This is a genomic window from Terriglobia bacterium, from assembly GCA_020073495.1.
Taxonomy (GTDB): domain Bacteria; phylum Acidobacteriota; class Terriglobia; order Terriglobales; family Acidobacteriaceae; genus JAIQFD01.
Window position 1 is genome coordinate 626,335 of record JAIQFD010000001.1, and the last position, 17,373, is coordinate 643,707.

Below are 17,373 nucleotides of genomic sequence, written 5' to 3' on the forward strand. Positions count from 1 at the left end.
GTAGCAATTCTGGTTTCCGGCTTGCCACTGGCCACTTGCGACTTGCGATCCTTACGCGCCGACCGCCTGTTCGCGCACGGTGATCCGGTCGCTGGTCTTGACGAACGACTTCACGTGGTCGGCCTTGCGGATCAGGTCCTCCAGGCTCTCGGGCGCCTTGATGTGCGTGACCACGCTGATGGCGAAAAGCAGCGGCCAGTCGTGCTGCTGGATGGCTTCCAGCATGAGCTCGCGGATCTTGTTGGCGAACTGTTTGGCGGATTCGGTCGCCGTAGTCGGCAGCAGCACAACGAACTCCGCGTCCCCGGTGCGCGCCAGCACGTCCGTATGGCGCACCCGGTTGCGCAACAGGTTGGCCACCGAGACCACCAGCGCGTCGGCCACCTGGTCTCCCTGCTGCTCTCGGATCCGCTGCAAATTCTCCAGGTCGAACGTGATGACGCTCATCGGGACTTCGTATCGCTGGGAGCGCTTGCGCTCGCGGTCGGCGATATCCAGGAACGCGCGCCGGTTGATCAACCCGGTGAGGAGGTCCACGCGCGCCAGTTCCGGCTCGCGTTCATAGGCCATCTGGAGCTCGCGCTCGGTGCGGCTCCGCTCGGCCTCCGCCTTCTTCACCAGCGTGCGCTGCCGCGACAGTTCGAGCAGCGCTTCCGCCTGCCGCGCCAGCGCCCGCAGCGCATTCATCTGCTCTCCGGTCAGCTCCCGGGCCACGAAGTCGAGGACGCACAGCGTACCCAGCGCGTGCGTTCCGTCGGCCGTGAACAGCGGGATCCCGGCGTAGAAACGGATCTTCGGCTCGTTGACCACCAGCGGGTTGGTGGCGAATCGAGGGTCCTGGAGCGCGTCCGGAATGATGAACAGGTCGGATTGCAGGATGGCGTACGAACAGAACGAGACGTCGCGCGAGCACTCCGTCTGGGTGATCCCCATCCGCGCCTTGAACCACTGGCGCTCGGCGTCGATCAGGCTCAGCAAGGCGATCGGTGTGCGGCAGATCACAGACGCCAGCTGCGCCAGGTCATCGAAGACCTGTTCCGAAGCTGTATCCAGGATCTGATATGCGCGCAGAGCTGCGAGTCGACCTTCTTCGCCCTTGGGTCTTGGCGCCGGCACCTGAGCCTCCGCGATCAGCCTACCAGCTTCTCTGGGGGGATTCCGATGGTACTCGCAAAGGGGTGTGCGAGTCGAGAGGCTAGCGGCCCAAGGCGGCCAGAAACTCCTCCACCGTGAGCCCTGCCCGCGCAATGAGGGTTCGCAGCGTCCCACGTGCGACTTGGTCGTGATTCGGAACCGAAAGAGTAGCCATGTGACCGGGCTTGGTCAGGATGATGTGGCTGCCCTGCTGACGGACCACCCGCCAGCCCAGCGATTCGAATGTCTTGATCGCTTCTCGCGGTCGGAGGAGCGGGACCGGCGGCATCAGTCAGCCACGTCGACTTGCACCTGGCGCGTCGTGACCGTCAGTGGTAAGCCGAGCTCCGCACGCGCCGCAAGGCACTGCCGGATCGCATCGCGCACGTTCTCTTCCGCTTCGCTCTCCGTCCGCCCCTGGCTGACGCAGCCGGGTATCGCAGGACACTCGGCGATGTACATTCCGTCTTCGTCGCGGTAGATGGTCACGGTGAAGGTCATTTCGACTATGTTCCCTCTAATCTCGGTCCGATTGCAACCTTCGGCCCGCGATTGCGTCGCGGGACTCATGGCCTCAGACTTCGATCAGCACGTCGTCGCCCTCGATCTTGAGGGGATAGACCCCGACTTTCGCTCCGGGATTGTGCACCGCCTCGCCCGTCTTCGGGTCCCACATCCAGCCGTGCCAGGGACAGATCACCTTGCCGTCCATCACCACGCCCCCACCCAGCGGCCCGCCGCGGTGCAGGCATATGTTGTCCATGGCCGAGCAGGTGCCGTCCACGTTGGCGACGCAGATGACCTGCCCTTTGACCGTGAACTCCTTGGCTTGGTTCTCGCCCGGCAGGTCCGCCTTGGTCCCGATCTTCACGATTTCCGCCATCTTCGCCTCGTTGCAGTCTGCAGTGTACGAAAACAGCGGGTCAAAGCAAAAGCCCGTCCTCACCACGAACTCACTGAGTACTGAGTACCGAGCACTGAGTACTTTCCAAATCAAAAGCCCGTCGATTCCGACGGGCTCACTGAGTACTGAGTACCGAGTACTGAGTACTTTCCAAATCAAAAGCCCGTCGTTTCCGACGGGCTCACTTGGTACCTGGTACTGGGTACTTGGTACTTACTTCGGCTGCAGCGTCTGCGCGATCATCACTTGTTTCTTAAACGATTCCACCATGCCCTCGTCCAGCCGAACTTCGGTCGGCTTCTTGGCGATGGTCATGCTGTCGATCTTGTCCTGCAGCTTCAGCAGCGCATAGAAGAGGTTTTCCGGGCGCGGCGGGCACCCGATCACGTACACGTCCACGGGCACGATCTTGTCCACGCCCTGGAGCACGGCGTAGGTGTTGAACGGCCCGCCGACCGAGGAGCACGCACCCATCGAGATCACCCACTTCGGGTCGGGCATCTGGTCGTAGATGCGCTTCACCACCGGCGCCATCTTCAGCGTCACCGTGCCGGAGACGATCATCAGGTCGGACTGCCGCGGGCTGGGACGGAACACCTCGGCCCCGAAGCGCGCGATGTCGAAGCGCGCCGTCGAGCTGGCGATCATCTCGATGGCACAGCACGCCAGGCCGAAGGTCATCGGCCACAGCGCCGACTTGCGCGCCCAGTTGAAGACGTAATCTACCGTGGTGGTGACAAAATTCTTCTCGAACCGGTTCTGCAGCCAGCCCATTCGGACCCCTTGTGTAGGACAGCCGCCCTCGGCTGTCATCCTTCGTTTCAGTCTAGGTTTCGGACCATTCAGTGTCAACGATAAGGCGGGTATATGTATATTGGGTGCGCATGTGTACACACCCCTTATGGTTGGGTCCTGTGTTGGATGGGCCGAGGATGGTGAGCGGGCTCGATGCCTTCAGCGCCCAGGAGGGGTAGAATCTAGCCCGTATATGCTCGGAAGCTTACGAAAGCCGTATGTTTGCCTCCTCTTCTCGCTGGCTATCTCGGTGTATGCGCCTGGGCAGGAAAGTGCGAAATCGGTGAAGGCCGACAAGGACTTCTCTGGCGAAGCCTATGTCGTCGAAGAGATGACCTCCGGGTGGTCTTTTGAGAATGACGGCACCGGAAGCCGTGACGTCTCCGTGCGCATCCGCATTCAGTCCGATGTGGCCCTGCAAACGTTCGGTGTGCTGACGATCGGCTACCAGAAGGCTGCGGAAACGGTTGCAGTCGACTACGTCCGTGTCCGCCATGCGAACGGATCCGTCGTCGAAACGCCCCTTGGGGACGTCGAGGACATGCCGGCCGCTATTACGCGCGAGGCTCCTTTCTACAGCGATCTGCGGGAAAAGCACGTTCCTGTCAAAGGCCTCGGCATCGGTGACGTGCTCGAGTACAAGTGTCACTGGATCCAGGCCAAGCCGCTGGTCCCCGGCCAATTCTGGGTCAGCATGGATTTTTCCAAAGACGAGATCGTCCTCAAGCAGACGGCGCAGATCTCGGTTCCCCGCGCTCGTGCGGTGAAGTTAAGTAGCGAGTTACCGCCGACGGTCAAAGATGACGGCGCTCGCCGCGTCTATACCTGGACACGTTCGAACCTCGTCAAGAGCCAGCAGCCCAAGATCGAGCTCGCGCAGCTGACGATCACCGGCAAGCTGCCTGCACCCGACATTCAGCTCAGCACTTTCCAGAGCTGGCAGGAGGTGGCGCGCTGGTACGGCGGCCTCCAGCAGGATCGGGTGGCGCCTTCCCCGGAGATTCGCCAGAAGGCTGCCGAGTTGACCGCGCACTCCGCCGACGACAATGCCAAGCTCCGCGCCATCTACGAGTACGTCAGCTCCGAGTTCCGCTACATCGGAGTGGCGTTTGGCATCGGTCGCTACCAGCCGCATTTCGCGGCCGAGGTGCTCGCGAATCAATATGGCGACTGCAAAGATAAGCACACCTTGCTCGCCTCCTTGCTTGCCGCCGCAGGCATTCCCTCCTATCCGGCCCTGATCAGCTCGTCGCGACTGATGGCGATGGATGTCCCGTCGCCTGCGCAGTTCGACCACATCATCACCGCCGTCCCGCGTGGACAAGACATCCTGTGGCTCGACACCACGGCCGAAGTCGCCCCGCTTGGCTACCTTCTGCTTCCGCTGCGCGGCAAGGATGCGCTCATCATCTACGAGAATCCCGCTTTTCAGAAAACCGCGTTGGATCCGCCTTTTCCTACATCCTGGACCTTCAAGATGGATTCCAAGCTCGACGACAAAGGCACTTTGACCGGCAAGGTTGAAGAGAGCCTCCGCGGCGACTTGGAGTTCCAGTTCCGCACTGCGCTACGCAGATTGCCCAGAGACAAGTGGAAGGATCTTATCCAGCAGATCTCTTATGCCACCGGCTTCGCCGGTAAAGTCAGCGACGTCACCGTCGACCGGCTGGATCCGGCTGCGCCCGTTCGCCTCTCCTACACTTACGAACGAGAGGATTTCCCCGACTGGAAGAATCGTCGCATCGTGGTCCCCGCCCCAAGCGCGCTCGGGGTTCCTGCGGAAGAAGATGGCAAGTTGCCCCGCTTCTTCTGGCTGGGCACCCCCGGAGAATTCGTGTTCGATTCCAAGGTCGAGCTTCCCAAGGGATTCACCGCTTCCATCCCCAGCGAGAAGAACATCAAAGAGGATTTCATCGAGTACCACGCCACCTACAGCTTCTCCGGCAGTGTCTTGTCCGGTCACTACCGCATTCTGCTCAAGCAGCGCGAGATCTCGGGTCCCGCCGTCGCCGCTTACAAGGAATTCACCAAGAAGGTCGCCGAAGACCGCGACCAATACGTCGAACTCTCCTCGTCAACGGCCCGGAACGCGCAGGTCGCCGTCGGGACCCTGCAGAGGCGCGTCTGGGAGCTGCCCGACAGCACCGACCCCAAGGCGATGGAGGCGGAGAATCAGGCGAAAGAAGCCCTCCAGCGCGGCCAGATGGAGGAGGGCATCCGCGACTACCGGCGAGCCGTTGCCGCTGATCCGAAATTTACCCGCGGCTGGATCGTCCTCGGGCAGATGTACTTGGCGACCCTGCAGAAAGACGCGGGCATCGAGGCCCTACGCGGCGCGGTTCGCTCCAACCCGCAGCAGGTCATCTCGTACAAGGTGCTCGCCTTCGCACTGACGTCCTCCGGTCGCCGCGACGAAGCCATCGGCGTCTGGCAGGACCTCGCCAAGGTCGCGCCCGACGATCATGACGCCCCCACCAATCTCGGCAACCTCTTCATCTCCCAAAAGAAATACAAGGACGCCATTCCTTATCTCGAGAAGAGTACCAAGCTGTTTCCCGACCAGCCCATCTCTTTCGCGAACCTGGCCATCGCCTACCTCCACACGGGCGAGGAAGAGAAAGCCGTCGCTTTGTTCGACCAGGTATTGAAACTCGGCGCCGGTCCCGTCCCGCTGAACAACGTCGCGTACATGCTGACCAACGAGAACAAGCGCCTGGACCTGGCGCTCAAGTACGCGCAACAGGCCGTCCACGAGGAGGAAGAGGACTCGAGCAAGGTAAAGCTCGCCACCATGTCCGCGGCGGATCTGGTGCACACCTCCAATTTGAGCGCCTACTGGGACACCCTGGGCTGGGTATATTTCCGCACCGGCGATCTGAAGCAGGCCGAGACGTACCTGCGGGCTGCTTGGAGCGTCCTGCAGGACCCCGTCATCGGCAACCACCTCGGCCAGGCATACGAGGCACAGCATCGCCGCCAGGACGCCATCCACATCTACCGCTTGGCCGCTTCCATCACGCCGGCGCTAGGCCAGGGATCGGAAGCGACCGAAGCCGTCGCATCCTCGAACGAACGCCTCCACGCTCTCGGCGCCCCCGCGCAGAAGGCCGGAGCCCGTGCACCTTTTCCGGGGGAAGAACTTAGCAAGGAACGCACCGTTCTTCTTCCCCGCCTGGGGAGCTTGAGTGGCGTGGCAGAGGCATTCGTATTGCTGGGACCGGGACCCAAAGTCGAGGACATCAAGTTCATCAGCGGCTCGCAGCAGATGCGCGACGCCGGCAAGGCTCTCGCGGAAGCTAAGTTCAACGCCGTTTTTCCTGCCAATAGCTCGGGGCGGGTTGTACGCCGAGGCATTTTAGCCTGCTATCCGCATTCCGGCTGCAGCTTCGCCCTGATCCCCGTCGAGGCCGTCCGCAGCGTCGAATAGGCGGGTGGCCCACCTTTCATGGCGAGTATAGAACCGGGCTGCCCCGCAGCAAAAAGACCGTGGGTGCCCCACCCAACGCGGTTTTCGTTGGGTGGGTTGGTGAGTCTTTTCTCCCACCGCAACTCCCTGATAACACAGACACGCGCCAAATCTAGATTTGTATAGCTTTCAGCTATGTCAAGCGATTTATTTTCCGGCCCTCTAACCCTCTGATTCCATTCGCTCTTTCGCGCGCCCCTCTCCGTTCCCTCTCTTCGAACTTGCTATTCTGGATGTAGCGGCCCGTGCGCCGCCCAGCTGCCGGCATATCCGGCGGTCCTAAGTTGAGGCGTTTGGCGGGCGTGTGAGCCCGCCGCCGAAACCCTGACGCTGAGCGCAGCGAGACGGAAGGGTCCCCAGTTCTTGGAAACGACATACCTCACATATTTCTGGCCCTAAGTTGAGGCGTTTGGCGGGCGTCAGGCGAAGCCGGGAGCCCGCCGCCGAAACCCTGACGCTGAGCGCAGCGAGACGGAAGGGTCCCCAGTTCTTTGAAACGACATACCTCACATATTTCTGGCCCTAAGTTGAGGCGTTTGGCGGGCGTGTGAGCCCGCCGCCGAAACCCTGACGCTGAGCGCAGCGAGACGGAAGGGTCCCCAGTTCTTTGAAAACGACATACCCGACATATTTCCGCCCCTAAGTTGAGGCGTTTGGCGGGCGTGTGAGCCCGCCGCCGAAACCCTGACGCTGAGCGCAGCGAGACGGAAGGGTCCCCAGTTCTTTGAAACGACATACCTCACATATTTCTGGCCCTAACTCCTTTGTTTCGACATATCGAGGCAGGGGGGGTACCCCCCGGTAGATATGTCGCCTGATGGCTGACGGCTGATCGCTGTCCGCTAGTAGATCTGGTATCCCGGCGCGGGGGAGCGGAAGTTGGGCTTTGTCCCAATCAGGAGCAGCGCGCCGATGCGCTTGAACTCGCGCAGTTCCTGGGCGTTCTTAAACCATTTGCCGGAATACTCCTCGGGCGTAGGCGTGTCGTCGGGGATCTGGAGAGCCTGCACGTCCTCGAAGGCGTGGGCATGGAGCAAGTCCACGTACTCCTGCTTGGAGCGCGCGTGTACCGGCACTTCGAGAGAATCCACCCAGCGCAGCGAGTAGGGGTTGTCCTGGTAGAGGTTGATGAGGATGAACAGCCGGCCGCGCGGGGCCATGATGCGGAAGAGCTCGTTCAGCGCCCGGTCCTGGTCGGGGTAATAGTAGAACGATTCGACCGAGAGCACCTTGTCGAAGAAGTTCTCTTCCCAGGGGATCTTCTCCGCCGAGCCGACCACGAACATGACGTTGTCGAAGTCTTTCGAGGCCGCCCGGGCGCGGCGGATCATTTCGTCGGAGATGTCGATGCCGATGACTTGCCCGTGCCCTTCGGGGCCTTCGCCCACCAGGCGGGCGAGGATGCGCGTGGCCCATCCGGCGCCGCAGCCCAGGTCAAGCACGCGCTCGCCGGGACGCAGCTCCATGTGGCGGATGGTCTTCTCCGTGATGTCGAGGTGATGGCGCTCCATCTCCTCGCCGCGGCCGGCCTCGGCCCATTTGTTGAATTCGGAGCGGAGTCGCTCGTCGGGATTCATGGTTCGGTGAGAGTACTCGGTACTCAGTACTCAGAAAACCATTGTAAATGGGCCCTGTGGTAGAGTTCGCACGAATGGCCGAACGAGCTGAAGCGAAGCCGCAACCGCTTTACTGTCCCAAGTGCGGGCGCGAGGTGGATGATCCGCTCACCTGCGGGGACTGTTCGGCCGTGATCTGCCGGGTCTGCGGCACGCCGCTGGAATCTCCCGACGAGCTAGGGATCGGATGATCTCTTCCACTCCCGTGACCACTCCTGCCGAATCCAAGCCGACGCTGGTCCGCGGGCTGTCGCTGCTGGATTCTGTTCTGCTGCTGGTGGGCGGGATCATCGGCTCGGCGGTCTTCCTGGCGGTGAGCGACGTCGCAGAACACCTGTCCGATCCGCGGCTCTTTCTCGCGGTCTGGGTGATTGGCGGCGGGATCTCCCTGCTGGCGTGCTTCGCCTTCGCCGAGCTGGGCGCGATGTTCCCCAGCGCCGGCGGGCAGTACATCTATCTGCGCGAAGCTTACGGCGAGTTCTACGGCTTCCTGTTCGGATGGATGGTGCTGTTCATCAATTTCAGCGGCACGGTGGCGGCGCTGGCAGTCGGCTTCGCCACCTACGGCGACGAAGTACTTCCCTACGGAGCGAAACAGGCGCTGCTGGAGATCGGCGGATGGTCGGTCACCCGCGGGCAGGTGGTCGCGCTGCTCGCCATCGCCGTGCTGACCTGGGTCAACGTGATCGGTCTGCGCCGTGTCGCGGTCATGCAGAACATCGCCACCTGGATGAAGTTCGCGGCCATCGCGGTGTTCGTGGTGCTGGGTGTTGCGATCGGAAAAGGATCGGGCGCCAACTTCACCACGCCCGCGCCGAACTCCCACCCGATCCCGCTGCTGTTCGCGGTCGTGGTCGCGCTGAACGGCGTCTTCTTTGCCTACGACGGCTGGAACTACATCACCTGCGCGGCGGGAGAGGTGAAGAACCCGCAGCGGAATATCCCCCGGGCGCTGGTGCTGGGCGTGATCGCGGTGGCCATCATCTACGTCAGCCTGAACGTGGTGTATCTGTACGCGCTGCCACTGGCGCAGATCAAGGACGAGCGGACCATCGCGAAAGCGGCGGCCATCACGCTCTTCGCTCCGGGCGTCGGGCGCTGGATCTCGCTGCTGATCACGGTCTCCTGCTTCGGCGCGGCGTCGGCTTGCATCCTGGCGGGCGCGCGCGTGGTGTACGCCATGGCCTGCGACCGCGCTTTTTTTCCGCAGCTTTCGTACGTGCATCCGCGCTACCGCACGCCGTCGCTGGCGCTGGTGGTGCTGGGTGCGTGGTCGGGGGTGCTGGCGCTCAGCGGCAAGTACGACGAGCTCTACACCTACGTGATGTTCGTGGGCGTGATCGCCTACGTGGCCACGGTGGCGGGCGTGTTCGTGCTGCGCAAGAAGCGGCCGGATGCCGAACGGCCCTATCGCTGCACCGGATATCCGTTCGTGCCGGCGCTCTACCTGGTGGCCGCGAGCGTTTGGGCGGCGATCGTCGCGTACGAGAAACCGAAGGAGGCGATCGCGGGTGCGGTCATCATGCTGATCGGCGTGCCGGGATACGTGTACTGGCGGCGTGGCGCCAACAAAACCGGCTGAACGAAGGGGAAACCGCTCCCCCGTGGAGCATGATTGAGCACCTGCTGATCCTATGGGTCTGGAGATCGCACATCTCGCGCGCCGGATCATCGTGATTCTCGCGACCGTCTACGTGCTGCTTGGGGCGGCGCTCTTCATCGCACAACGGCGGCTAATCTTCTTTCCCAACCGCGATGTCAGCCTAGCTCCTGACTACTTCGGGGTGAAATACGAGGACATCTTCATCGAGGTGCACGACGCGGAGGGCGGGAAGCTGAACGCATGGTGGGCCCCGACCGAGGTTCCGAACAGCAAGGCCATCATCCTGTTCCACGGCAATGCCGAGAGCATCTCGGGTCTTGCGAAGCAGACACAGCGGTTCCACCAGCTAGGCTGCGCCGTGCTTGCGGTCGAATATCGTGGCTACGGGCACAGTACGGGCGGCTTACCGTCGGAGGCAAGCGTCTACGCCGACGCCGAAGCGGCGTGGAACTACCTGGTGGGACAGCGCGGGGTGCAACCGCGGAATATCTACATCTACGGACACTCACTGGGAGGCGCGGTGGCGATGGACCTCGCCGCCAAACATCCCGACGCCGCCGGGGTCATTTTGGAAAGTACATTCACGTCCGCCGCCGACCTGGGCCGCCGCCTGACCCTGTTTCGAGTTTTTCCTCTGCGACTGCTGGTGACGCAACGCTTCGATTCACTCCACAAGGCGCCTCGGTTGAAGATTCCGGTACTGGTGATCCATGGCGACGCGGATCCGGTGATCCCGTATGCGGTCGGACGGGATCTGTACGCTGCGGCGCCGCAGCCAAAACGGTTCTTCACCGTGCCCGGAGGGGACCACGATCACATCGCGGAGATCGGCGGTGCGGCCTACCTCCAGGCGCTCCGCGAGTTCATCCACTAGCCGTTTTGTGCTGTGCCAGCAGATGCTGTAATCTGGCGGGCCATTCAATCATCAATTTGGAAGTGCTCTTATGAAGCTCTTAGTCATCGGTGCAGGCATGATGGGATCGGCGGCGGCGTATGACATGGCGCGCGCCGAGACTGTGGAAGCGGTCACGCTGGCCGACAGAGACACCAAGAAAGCCAAAGCGGCGGCAGCGCGGATCAACAAGCTCGCCGGCGGCAAGAAGGTGCGGGCAGTCCCCTTCGACGCGCGCAAACCTGCTGCGGCGAAGACGCTGATGCGCGGGCATGATGGCGCGCTGTCGGCGGTCCCGTATTTCTTCAACCTCGGGTTGGCGAAGGCGGCCATCGACGCCGGCTGCCACTTCGCCGATCTGGGCGGCAACAACACGGTCGTCAAGCAGGAGTATGCGCTCAGCAAGCAGGCGGCGAAAAAAGGAGTGGGAATCGCGCCGGATTGCGGGCTGTCGCCGGGCATGGCCTCGATCCTGGCCGGCGAACTGATGCGCAAGGCGGGGGGCGAGGCCGACGCGCTGAAGATCTACGTTGGCGGGCTGCCCAAGCAACCCAAGCCGCCGTTCTATTACCAGCTTGTGTTCTCGGTGGAAGGGCTGATCAACGAATACGTGGAACCGGCGAAGGTGCTGCGCGGCGGCAAGATCACCTACGTCGAGCCCCTGACCGAGCCCGAGGATTTCGAGGTCCGCGGCCTGCCCCGGCTGATCGCCTTCCACACCTCAGGCGGCACCTCGACCCTGCCGGAGACCTTCCAGGGCAAGGTGGGCGAGTGCTTCGAGAAGACGTTGCGCTATCCCATCCACTTCGCCATGGTGCGCCTGCTGTACGACCTGGGCCTGTTCTCCAGCGAGAAGCGGAAGGTGGGCAAGGCTGAGATCGCGCCGCGCGAGCTGATGTCGCAGATCCTGGTGGAAAGGTTCTCCGGCAACGACCCGGACATCTGCGTCTTGCGGGTGGAGGCGCACGCGCACGACACGGTGCACGCCTATTCCCTGTTCGACGACTACGAACCGGACACGAAAATGTCGGCCATGATGCGCACCACCGCCTGGCCGGCCTCGATCGTGCTGCAGATGATGTGCAGCGGCAAGATCGCGAAACGCGGCGGCATCTACCAGGAGACGGACGTGCCGACGCCGGAGTTCGTCGCGGAGATGCAGCGGCGCGGCGTCAGCCTCAACTATTCGGAGGAGACGGTGAGCGCAGATTCCACCGTGGTCCTGCATATATAGCCGGGAGAAGAGCGCTTGCGAGTACTCGATCGGTTGCAGCCGTTGGCGCTGCTGGGGTTGCGAGTCGTGCTGGGCGTCATCATGATCGCGCACGGCTACAGCAAGGTGTTCGGCGGCATGTCGAAACACGTGTCGCTGGTCGGCAGTTTGGGACTCCCGGGGTGGTGGGCCTACTTCTCCGCAGCGGCGGAGTTCGGCGGGGGGATCCTGCTGATCGGCGGGCTCCTGACCCGCTTTGCCGGCCTGGCGGTGTTCATAAACATGTTCGTCGCCATCTGGAAGGTGCACTGGAAGAACGGCCTGCGGGGCCCCGGCGGCTACGAGTTCCCGCTGGCCTGCGCCGCCATCGCCTTCGCTCTCATCTTCTTCGGCGGGGGGCCGATCTCACTGGATCCGGTGTTCTTCCGCGGCGGCGGCAAAGGAAAAGATTGATCCATTGAGCCATTGACGATGGACTGTGCTCCGTCCAATCGTCAATGACTCAATCTCACATTCGTCAACCCGCTAAAAGCTGAAGCGTTGCAGGTCGTGAGCGCCGGAGGCGCGGGCGGCGGCCGCGTATTTCTTCTGCGGGGCGCCCGGCGCGGCCAGTGCGCGCATGGGATCGGCGAGACCGCGCATCATCGCCTCGAACCCTTCCAGGTCGAGGGATTGCGCGCCGTCTGAGAGCGCGCGCTCGGGGCACGGATGCACCTCGACGATGATCCCATCTGCGCCGAGCGCTACCGCCGCACGCGAAACCGGCAAGATGAGGCTGCGGCGGCCCGTGCCGTGCGAGGGGTCGGCGATCACCGGCAGGTGCGACAATTCCTTGGCCAGCGCGATGGCGGCCAGATCCATGGTGTTGCGCAGCTCGGTCTCGAAGGTCTTGATGCCGCGTTCGCAGAGCACCACGTTGGTGTTGCCGCCGGAAAGCAGGTACTCGGCCGCCAGCAGCCACTCCTTGATCGTCGCCGAAGGGCCACGCTTCAGCAGGACCGGCTTGGTGCAACGAGCCAGACGGCGCAGCAGGTTGTAGTTCTGCATGTTGCGCGCGCCCACCTGGAGCATGTCGGCATACTCGGAGATCAGGTCCACGTCTTCGCTGCCCATGACCTCGGTGACGACCGGCAGGCCGGTCTGCTCGCGCGCCTCGCGCAGGATCTCCAGCGCTTCGACTCCGAGGCCCTGGAAATCGTAAGGAGAGGTGCGGGGCTTGTAGGCGCCGCCGCGCAGCATGGTGGCGCCGGACTGCTTGACGGCGTGCGCTGTGGCCAGCATCTGGTCGCGCGATTCCACCGAGCACGGTCCGGCGATGACCACCACCTTGTGCGCGCCGATGTGCACGTCGCCGACCGTGACCACCGTCCCCTGCGGCCGGGTCTGGCGGCTGACCAGCTTGAACGGCTGGGCGATGGGCACCACGTTATCCACGCCGGGCGCGGCCTGGAGTGCTTCCAGCTCGTGGCGCCGCCCGCCGCTGCCCACGGCGGCGATGATGCAGCGCTCGGTGCCGCGGGTGACGTGCGCCTGGTAGCCGGCTTCGCGCACCCGCTCGATCACGTGCTCGATCTGTTGCTCGCTTGCTCCGTCTTTCATGTTGACGATCATCTCGGACCTCCCAGTCCCCGGAAAAAACAAAAGCCGCGACCGGAGTCGCGGCTGCTTGGCTGAAATCTTGGCGGTTATGTCATCTGATCATGCGCGCGCAAGCTTCGCCCCAGCCGCTCCCGGTAAATCGGAAGCCGGCAAAGGTAAAGCTCGTAAATCGAATGGCGCGCATAGAAATCCGCCTGAGTCCGTGCATTCTGCACCAACTCAGGCGGGGTGTCAATGCGAAAGATGGCTCAATCGGCGCTTACCGCGCAGGTCTCGCCTTTCTTGGCCTTCTCCTCAGCAACGACCTTCAGCATGGTCGCGTTGTCGGAATACTTGAAGAAGCCGAGGCCACGGGCCTTGGCTTCGCGCTCGGCGGCGGCGTCGAGCAGCTCGAGATCCGCCTTGTTGACCGGGCGGAGGCCCTTGCGGTCGAGGTAGCGCTGGATGTCGTTCGGCTGAGCCGCTGCGACACGCTCCGGGGCGCTCTCGACGAACTTGAGCACCTCGGCGGCAGCGACTTCGCCGTCGTGACGGGCGATGCCGACCAAACCTTCGCTGGCGCGGCGGGCCCATCCGCCCACGTACACGCCCTCCAGGTCCTGGTTCGTCGCCGGGTCATAGACCTGGTACACGGGCTGCTTGGGATCGGCGGCGGGACGAGTGGCAAATCCGTCCGGGCCCATGGGCAAGCCGACCTTGGGATCGTGCGAGTCGCCGATGGCGAAAATCATCGTGTCGACATCGAGGTCGGAGGTCCGCTCGGTGGCCTTGGCGGCCGTGCCCGTTCCCTTCGCGACCAGGAGGTTCTCGGTGACAGTCAGGCGGTTGATGCGGCCGTCGGGACCGGCATGGATCTCCTTGGGCGAGCACAGGAAGCGGAAGCGCAGCTTGGGCGGCTTACGCGTGTACGCCGGCTTCTTGAGGAAGGGGAAGGTCTCGTCGGCGACCTTGGAGGGGTCCTGGCCGACGGCGATGAGCTTTTCCTTGATGCGCTCGACCTCGTCCAGGAATTCCTTCTGGTCGAGGTGCATGTCGATGTGGGCGATCTCCTTCTCGTCGAACTTGGCTTCGAAGGGGCCGCGGCGGGCGACCACGATCAGCTCTTCGGTCTTGCGGTTGGGATCGTCCTGCAAGACCCAGCGCGCGATGTCCACCATGACGTTGCCCATGCCGACGATGGCGATGCGCTTGCCGGTGGAGAAATCCTGCGAGGCGAACGGCGGAAGCTGGTTGTAGAAATAGACGAAGTCCTTGGCCGAGTAGACGCCTTTGGAGTTCTCGCCGGGCAGGCCCAGCTTCTTCGTCCCCTGCGCGCCGACGGTAAAGAGGATGGCGGATGGATTGAACTGGCGCAGGTCTTCAAGCTTCAACGGATATTCAGTCCCCACCTGGACGCCGCCGAAGTAGTACACGTTGGGAAGAGCGAAGATCTTGGCGAACTGCTTGCGCAGCCCGAACTTCATCTTGTCCTTGACGGGATAAATGCCGTACTCGGCGAGGCCTCCGGGCTTGATGTCCCGGTTCAAAATGATGACGTTATGCCCCGCCTGGGCGATCTTTTGTGCAGCGAACAGCCCGGCTGGGCCGGCCCCCACAACGAAAACAGTCTTCACGTGGCCCCTCCTGAAAAATGGCAGTATTGCGGCAAGGCCCGAAAGCCGTGCCGGATAGTGCACGGTAGCCCGAGGGGTACACCCGAGGCGGTGACGGGCGTCACAGACCTTGGTGCGGATTCGCACACCGCCCGGGACCAGGGCCGTGTCGGGAATTGTGGCACAGGAAGGTATGGATCCGTCATGTTTTTGCGGGTTCGGGAGGGCGCGGGGACGGGCAAAGCCGCCCGTCCCCACACCGGAAGGTCAGAATTGGGCCAGGGAGAGGATGGCCTGGTAGACGTCGTCGGCCTGGGGCAGGATCTCGTCTTCCAGGACAGGTTGGTAGGCCACGAAGGTGTCCTCGGCGGCCAGGCGCCGGACGGGGGCGTCCAGGTGCTCGAACAGCTCGTCAGCGATGCGGGCGGCGATCTCGGCGCCGTAGCCCCAGCTCAGGCAGTCTTCATGCGCCACCAGTACGCGGCTGGTCTTGCGTACGGAGGCGGCGATGCCCTCCCAGTCGTACGGGCTGAGGGTGCGAAGGTCGAGCAGTTCGACGCTGATGCCCTGTTCGCGCTCCGCCCGCTGCGCCGCCTGCAAGGCACGTGGAACGAGCGCGCCATAAGTGATGATCGTGAGATCGCTTCCCTCCTTCCAGACCCGCGCCTTGCCGAAGGGGACCATGTGGTCGGGGCCGGGATAGGGAGCGCGTCCGAAGGGCTCGCGGTAGAGCCGCTTGTGCTCCAGGAAGAGTACCGGGTCGTCGCAGCGGATGGCTGTGCGCAGCAGTCCGTTGGCGTCGACCGCATTCGAGGGAAAGCAGACGCGCAGGCCCGGGGTGTGCGTGAAGATGCTCTCGCCGCACTGGGAGTGGTAGATGGAGCCGCCGGTGAGATATCCGCCGATGGCCACGCGCACCACCGCCGGGCAGGAAAACCCGTTGTTGGAGCGCCAGCGGATGAGCGGCATCTCGTTGCGCAACTGGTGCATGGCGGGCCAGATGTAGTCGAAGAACTGGATCTCGACCACCGGCTTGAGGCCGCGCGTGCCCATGCCGACGGCGCGCCCGACGATGTTGGCCTCCGCCAGGGGCGAGTTGAAGACGCGGTCCGGTCCGAACTCCTTCTGCAAGCCGGCCGTGAGCTTGAAGACGCCGCCCTTGCCTTTGACCAGCTTCTTCTTGAGGTATTCCTCGCGCGAGCAGTCGGCCACGTCCTCGCCGAAGATGACGATGCGCGGGTCGCGGCGCATCTCGTCACGCAGGCAGACGTTGATCAAGTCGGCCATGGTTTTGTCGCCGCCCTCCGACATGGCCTCGAAGTTGAAGTTGGCGGACGTGGGATCGAGGTCGGGCGAGTACACGAACTTCTTGTAGGAATCGAGCGCCGGCAGGGCGGCTTCGAGGGCGCGGTCGCTGGCCTCCTGGGCCTCCTCGTCCACCTCGCGCTCCAGGTTGTTGATGCCCTCCTCGTCGAGGATGCCCTCGCGGATGAGGAACATCTGGGTGCGGGTGAGCGGGTCGCGGCGAGTCTCTTCCTGGCGCTCGGGCTCGGGGCGGTAGAGGCGCTCGTCGTCGGAGAGCGAGTGCGAATACGGCCGCACCACATGGCCATGCACGAACGCCGGGCCTTTGCCCAATCGGATGTGGTCCACGGCGCGGCGGAACTCCGCATAGCTGGAGATGGGGTCGGTGCCGTCGCACTCGGCAAAATGGAAATTCGGAAAATTCGCCACCAGGCGAGAGATGTTGCCGCCGGCGGTGTTCACTTCGACCGGCACCGAGATGGCGTACTCGTTGTCCTCGATGGCAAACAGGACGGGCAGCTTCCGGTTGGAAGCGGTGTTGAGGGCTTCCCAGAACTCGCCTTGGCTGGTGGTGCCATCGCCGCTGGAGACGTACACGACCTCGTCGCCGTGAAAAACGAGGTCCTTGAACTGGCGGTAATCGCCGTCGGCCTTCTGGGCGGAGTCGGGGTGCTGAGCGAAGTAGCGTCCGGCCTCGGCGCAGCCCACGGCCTGGAGGAATTGCGATCCCGTCGGCGAGGACTGGGTGACGATGTTCAGCTTGCGGCTGCTCCAGTGCGAAGGCATCTGGCGGCCGCCAGAGCTGGGATCATCGGCGGCGCCTACGGCCTGAAGCAACATGTCGAGCGGAGTGATGCCCAAGGTCAGGCAGAGCGTGCGATCGCGATAATAGGGGTAGAACCAGTCGTAGCCGGGCTTCAGGGCCATGGCGGCGGCGACCAGGAAAGCCTCGTGTCCAGCGCCGGAGATCTGGAAGAAGATGCGCTGCTGGCGCTTGAGCATGATCTCGCGGTCGTCCAGGCGGCGCGAAAGAAACATCAGGCGGTACATCTGGATGAGCTGCTCGCCGGTCAGACCCTCGTAGGTTTTCGACTTCTTTTCCGGCGCCGCTTCGACGGGCGGCTTGGGCTCTGCCTTTGTAGTCGCCATTCAGTTCCTCAGATGTCTAGATGCAGCGGGGGTGGTGCATTCGCTACATTGTAAATGGTCAGGCAAGCTGCCGGATATACTCGAAACAAGGGGCAGGAGGCAGGC

15 protein-coding genes are annotated in these 17,373 nt (G+C 63.2%); 6 read left to right on the forward strand and 9 right to left on the reverse strand.

Going from position 1 to position 17,373, the window contains the following annotated elements:
* Positions 1-51 precede the first annotated feature (51 nt).
* From LAN37_02880 to LAN37_02900, 5 genes are all read right to left on the reverse strand, one after another.
* Entirely contained in the window at positions 52-1,116 is a 1,065-nt protein-coding gene (locus LAN37_02880) for a sensor domain-containing diguanylate cyclase (protein MBZ5646151.1), read from the reverse strand.
* Between the two features lie 79 nt (positions 1,117-1,195).
* Complete coding sequence (locus tag LAN37_02885) at positions 1,196-1,423, reverse strand: type II toxin-antitoxin system HicA family toxin (protein MBZ5646152.1); 228 nt, start codon at positions 1,421-1,423, stop codon at positions 1,196-1,198.
* On the reverse strand, positions 1,423-1,635 hold the full coding sequence (locus LAN37_02890; GenBank protein ID MBZ5646153.1) for a type II toxin-antitoxin system HicB family antitoxin: 213 nt from the start codon (positions 1,633-1,635) through the stop codon (positions 1,423-1,425). The genes LAN37_02885 and LAN37_02890 overlap by 1 nt, the downstream gene beginning before the upstream one ends.
* A 73-nt stretch (positions 1,636-1,708) precedes the next feature.
* Complete coding sequence (locus LAN37_02895) at positions 1,709-2,017, reverse strand: Rieske (2Fe-2S) protein (GenBank protein ID MBZ5646154.1); 309 nt, start codon at positions 2,015-2,017, stop codon at positions 1,709-1,711.
* 234 nt (positions 2,018-2,251) lie between these two features.
* Positions 2,252-2,812 carry an NADH-quinone oxidoreductase subunit B gene (locus LAN37_02900; GenBank protein ID MBZ5646155.1) on the reverse strand — a complete coding sequence of 187 codons (561 nt, stop codon included), beginning with the start codon at positions 2,810-2,812 and terminating at the stop codon, positions 2,252-2,254.
* A 214-nt stretch (positions 2,813-3,026) separates the two neighbouring features.
* On the opposite strand from LAN37_02900, the gene LAN37_02905 reads away from it, so the two are divergent.
* A complete protein-coding gene (locus LAN37_02905) occupies positions 3,027-6,260 on the forward strand; it encodes a DUF3857 domain-containing protein (GenBank protein MBZ5646156.1) in 3,234 nt (1,077 codons plus the stop codon).
* An 881-nt stretch (positions 6,261-7,141) separates the two neighbouring features.
* Here LAN37_02905 and LAN37_02910 read toward each other — a convergent pair.
* Positions 7,142-7,876 (reverse strand): class I SAM-dependent methyltransferase, encoded by a 735-nt coding sequence (locus LAN37_02910; protein ID MBZ5646157.1) that lies wholly within the window; start codon positions 7,874-7,876, stop codon positions 7,142-7,144.
* A 74-nt stretch (positions 7,877-7,950) separates the two neighbouring features.
* Here LAN37_02910 and LAN37_02915 point away from each other — a divergent pair, with 74 nt between their 5' ends.
* The 5 genes from LAN37_02915 to LAN37_02935 all read left to right on the forward strand — a co-directional run bounded on the left by LAN37_02915 (position 7,951) and on the right by LAN37_02935 (position 12,076).
* Entirely contained in the window at positions 7,951-8,106 is a 156-nt protein-coding gene (locus tag LAN37_02915) for a 60S ribosomal export protein NMD3 (GenBank protein ID MBZ5646158.1), read from the forward strand.
* Complete coding sequence (locus LAN37_02920) at positions 8,103-9,497, forward strand: amino acid permease (protein ID MBZ5646159.1); 1,395 nt, start codon at positions 8,103-8,105, stop codon at positions 9,495-9,497. Before LAN37_02915 ends, LAN37_02920 begins: the two co-directional genes overlap by 4 nt.
* A 52-nt stretch (positions 9,498-9,549) precedes the next feature.
* A complete protein-coding gene (locus tag LAN37_02925) occupies positions 9,550-10,392 on the forward strand; it encodes a lysophospholipase (protein ID MBZ5646160.1) in 843 nt (280 codons plus the stop codon).
* Between the two features lie 70 nt (positions 10,393-10,462).
* Entirely contained in the window at positions 10,463-11,644 is a 1,182-nt protein-coding gene (locus tag LAN37_02930) for a saccharopine dehydrogenase NADP-binding domain-containing protein (GenBank protein MBZ5646161.1), read from the forward strand.
* Positions 11,645-11,659: 15 nt separating this feature from the next.
* A complete protein-coding gene (locus LAN37_02935) occupies positions 11,660-12,076 on the forward strand; it encodes a DoxX family protein (GenBank protein ID MBZ5646162.1) in 417 nt (138 codons plus the stop codon).
* Between the two features lie 72 nt (positions 12,077-12,148).
* Here the strand turns inward: LAN37_02935 and aroF are convergent, their stop codons facing one another.
* The 3 genes from aroF to LAN37_02950 all read right to left on the reverse strand — a co-directional run bounded on the left by aroF (position 12,149) and on the right by LAN37_02950 (position 17,268).
* A complete protein-coding gene (gene aroF, locus LAN37_02940; protein MBZ5646163.1) occupies positions 12,149-13,234 on the reverse strand; it encodes a 3-deoxy-7-phosphoheptulonate synthase in 1,086 nt (361 codons plus the stop codon).
* A 236-nt stretch (positions 13,235-13,470) separates the two neighbouring features.
* Positions 13,471-14,835, reverse strand: coding sequence for an FAD-dependent oxidoreductase (locus LAN37_02945; protein ID MBZ5646164.1), 1,365 nt, complete (start codon positions 14,833-14,835; stop codon positions 13,471-13,473).
* A 246-nt stretch (positions 14,836-15,081) separates the two neighbouring features.
* Positions 15,082-17,268 (reverse strand): dehydrogenase E1 component subunit alpha/beta, encoded by a 2,187-nt coding sequence (locus tag LAN37_02950; GenBank protein MBZ5646165.1) that lies wholly within the window; start codon positions 17,266-17,268, stop codon positions 15,082-15,084.
* Positions 17,269-17,373 lie beyond the last annotated feature (105 nt).

Bases quoted from the DNA above. Each gene is read 5' to 3' on its own strand.
- LAN37_02885 (MBZ5646152.1), bottom strand. From the start codon at position 1,423: ATGCCGCCGGTCCCGCTCCTCCGACCGCGAGAAGCGATCAAGACATTC.
- LAN37_02890 (MBZ5646153.1), bottom strand. From the start codon at position 1,635: ATGACCTTCACCGTGACCATCTACCGCGACGAAGACGGAATGTACATC.
- LAN37_02895 (MBZ5646154.1), bottom strand. From the start codon at position 2,017: ATGGCGGAAATCGTGAAGATCGGGACCAAGGCGGACCTGCCGGGCGAG.
- LAN37_02900 (MBZ5646155.1), bottom strand. From the start codon at position 2,812: ATGGGCTGGCTGCAGAACCGGTTCGAGAAGAATTTTGTCACCACCACG.
- LAN37_02905 (MBZ5646156.1), top strand. From the start codon at position 3,027: ATGCTCGGAAGCTTACGAAAGCCGTATGTTTGCCTCCTCTTCTCGCTG.
- LAN37_02910 (MBZ5646157.1), bottom strand. From the start codon at position 7,876: ATGAATCCCGACGAGCGACTCCGCTCCGAATTCAACAAATGGGCCGAG.
- LAN37_02915 (MBZ5646158.1), top strand. From the start codon at position 7,951: ATGGCCGAACGAGCTGAAGCGAAGCCGCAACCGCTTTACTGTCCCAAG.
- LAN37_02920 (MBZ5646159.1), top strand. From the start codon at position 8,103: ATGATCTCTTCCACTCCCGTGACCACTCCTGCCGAATCCAAGCCGACG.
- LAN37_02925 (MBZ5646160.1), top strand. From the start codon at position 9,550: ATGGGTCTGGAGATCGCACATCTCGCGCGCCGGATCATCGTGATTCTC.
- LAN37_02930 (MBZ5646161.1), top strand. From the start codon at position 10,463: ATGAAGCTCTTAGTCATCGGTGCAGGCATGATGGGATCGGCGGCGGCG.
- aroF (MBZ5646163.1), bottom strand. From the start codon at position 13,234: ATGATCGTCAACATGAAAGACGGAGCAAGCGAGCAACAGATCGAGCAC.
- LAN37_02950 (MBZ5646165.1), bottom strand. From the start codon at position 17,268: ATGGCGACTACAAAGGCAGAGCCCAAGCCGCCCGTCGAAGCGGCGCCG.